3 protein-coding genes are annotated in these 2,976 nt (G+C 58.5%); all 3 read left to right on the top strand.

Annotation, left to right across the window (positions count from 1 at the left end; translation table 11 throughout):
- Window positions 1–480, top strand: a 480-nt coding sequence (locus AC1DVH_RS28870) for an outer membrane beta-barrel protein (RefSeq protein WP_477756650.1), incomplete at its 5' end; no start/stop codon positions are given.
- 12 nt (window positions 481–492) lie between these two features.
- Complete coding sequence (locus tag AC1DVH_RS28865; RefSeq protein ID WP_477756649.1) at window positions 493–1,026, top strand: polysaccharide biosynthesis/export family protein; 534 nt, start codon at window positions 493–495, stop codon at window positions 1,024–1,026.
- Window positions 1,027–1,028: 2 nt separating this feature from the next.
- A partial coding sequence (locus tag AC1DVH_RS28860; protein WP_477756648.1) for a GumC family protein occupies window positions 1,029–2,976 on the top strand: 1,948 nt, incomplete at its 3' end.

Raw genomic sequence — 2,976 nt, 5'->3', positions numbered from 1 at the left:
GCCGTACTGACCGGTGCCCAATGGGACTTTACCGCGCGCACCTCCGGCAAGGTTCGGGTCGGGTATGAGCGCAAGAACTTCGATGAAAGCACTTCCAGCGATCTGAGTAATCCGACCTGGCAAATTGACCTTCAATGGAAACCCCGCACCTATTCGACCTTCACCTTCCTGGCCCGCCAGGCACTGGCTGAAGGTGACGATGGTTCAGACGCCGTCAAGGCGACCTTCACCCAGATCGGCTGGCGCCATGGCTGGACCGAACGGATCACCACCGTCGCGCAGGCCGGTTATGGGCACTACGTCTACGAAGGTGAAAACCGTACCGACAAGCTTCAAGACTACAACCTTGCGGTGATCTACCAGATGCGTCGCTGGCTGGACATCGATCTAAGTTATCGATTACGCGATAACAACTCCGATGCCGACAACGAAAGCTTCTTGCGCAATGTGTTTCAGCTCGGTTTCAACTTCAGCCTGTAAGAGGACATGCATATGAACCGGCGCCTGTTTGGTTTGTTGATATGGCTGTTGCTCGCTCCCGCCACCCAGGCAGCAGATCCCTCCACCGAATACAAACTGGCCGCTGGTGATGTGTTGCGCATCACTGTGTTCGGGGAGCCGGGATTGAGCATCAAGAAAGTCCGACTCAACGATGCCGGGACGTTTTCCTACCCGTTCCTGGGCGAAATCGTCGCCAAGGGGCTGACCCCGAACCAGGTCGAGAGAAAGATCGTCGACGGGCTCAAGCAAGGCTACCTGATCGACCCGAAAGTCAGCATCAGCCAAATCGAATACCGGCCCTTCTACATCAACGGCGAGGTGAAAAAGCCTGGCAGCTACGCCTTCGTGCCGGGCCTGACCCTGGAAAAAGCTATTGCCTTGGGTGGCGGCCTGACCGAACGCGCTTCGATGAAACGCGTGACCATCCTGCGTGGCGACGGCGGCCCGGCGCTTGAAGACAACATTTCCAAGACCACCGTAATTTCCCCCGGTGACACCATTTCCATTGCACAAGGCTTTTTCTAATCATGGACAATAGCCCTAGCACCTACGTCGAACGTCCGCTCCAGGCGCATCTGCGCCCGCAGCACAGCGAAGAGTCGGACACCCTTGATCTGCTCAAACTGTGGAGGGTCCTCTGGCTCGCCAAATGGAACATCGCCTGGTTTGTGGTGCTTTGTTGCGCCCTTGCGGTGGCGGCATTGTCCTTCATCACGCCACAGTACCTGGGCAGCACCACGATGTTGATCAAGGAAAAAACGCCGCCAGTGCTGACCTTCCAGCAAGTCTCCGACTCTGGCGCGTCGTCCACCGCAGACTATCTGCAGACCCAGCAGGCGCTCCTGCAATCTCGGGACCTGGCAGAACGGGTGGTGAGGAAACTCGGGCTCACCACCAACCCGATCACCGATCCGCGCCAGCATACGCAAACCTGGTTCAAACCTCGTCAATGGTTAAACGATCTCAATGCCGGCCAATGGTTGCCCTGGCTGGCTTTTTTGCCCCCGGAGAAACCCGCGCCCACTGAAGCGGACGTGTTCAATGAAGTCACGCAAAACCTCATGCTGCAGACTACCGTCAAGTTTGTCGGCAAGAGCCAACTGATCGAAATTGCCGTCGAGTTACCCGACCCTGATCTCGCGGCGGCAGCAGCCAACGCGCTGGCCCAGAGCTACATCGACAGCCAGCTCGACACCAGCCTGAAGTCCTCGCAAAACACCACCAGCTGGATGAACACCCGCCTGGTGGAGTTGCGCAACAACCTGCGCGCCGCCGAGGACAAGCTGCAAGGCTATCGGGAAGAGCAAGGGTTGGTGGATGTCGACGGCGTGGCAACGATCAGTGCCAACGAACTGCAAATGACCGGCAATCGCATGATCGACGCCCGGCGCAATCGGGCGGAAGCCGAAAGCCAGTACCGTCAGGCCCAGTCATTGACCAACGGCGACATGAGCCGGCTGTCCAGTGTACCGGCGGTGTTGAGCAACCCGTTGATCCAGCAATTTCAGGCGGAGGTGGCCAAGGCGCAAGCCAAGGTCGAGCAGCTGTCCGGACGCTATGGTTCGAAACACCCGGCGCTGATCTCCGCTCAATCGGAATTGCATACAGCGCAAACCAGCTTGCGCCTGCAAGTACAGCAAGTGGTGGCTGGCATCGAGCGCCAATATCAATTGGCGGTGGCCAGCGAAGGTGCCCTGCAGAAATCCTTCAACACCAACAAGGCGCAGATCCAGAACATTTCACGTAAAGAGTTCCAGCTGCGCGAGTACCAACGGGAAGTCGACAGCTCCCGTGCGCTGTACGAAACGTTCGTCACCCGCCTGAAGGAAACCGCCGCCACCTCCGACATGGACTCTGCCAAGGCCCGCGTCGTCGATCCGGCGATCACACCGCTGGAACCCAGCAAGCCGCACAAAACCTTGATTGTGGCGATTGTCGCGGTGGTCGCATCGATCATCGGCGTCGCGCTGGCCTTCCTGTTCGATACTTTGAGCAATACCTTCAGGACTGAGGACCGCATCGAAAGCATTCTCAATGTGCCATTGCTCAGCGTGGTTCCGCTGGTCATGAAGAAAAGTCGCCGGCAACTGGCGCGTCTGTTCGAAGACAACGACAACCCGCGATTCTCCGAGACAATCCGCAATCTGCGGACCTGGCTGATGCTGCAGAGCACAGAAGAACCTTCGCAGGTGGTGCTGATTACCTCGACCGCACCGGGCGAGGGAAAAAGCACCATCGCCAATAACCTCGCCTCCTCGCTGGCACCACTGGAACGGGTGCTGTTGATCGATGCCGATTTGCGCCAGCCGACGTTGTCGTTGAACTTCGACTTTCCGCCGGACAGCCCGGGGTTCGCCGATGTGATCGCCGGCACCGCACTCCTTGAAGACTGCATCTGCACCGTGGGCAATCTCGACATGCTGCCGGCCGGGAGTGTCTCGCGGCCCTCGATGGACATGTTCAACACCCCTCGCC

This window comes from Pseudomonas sp. P4_C3, from assembly GCF_056402075.1.
This window is presented reverse-complemented; position numbering and strand designations above follow the sequence as displayed.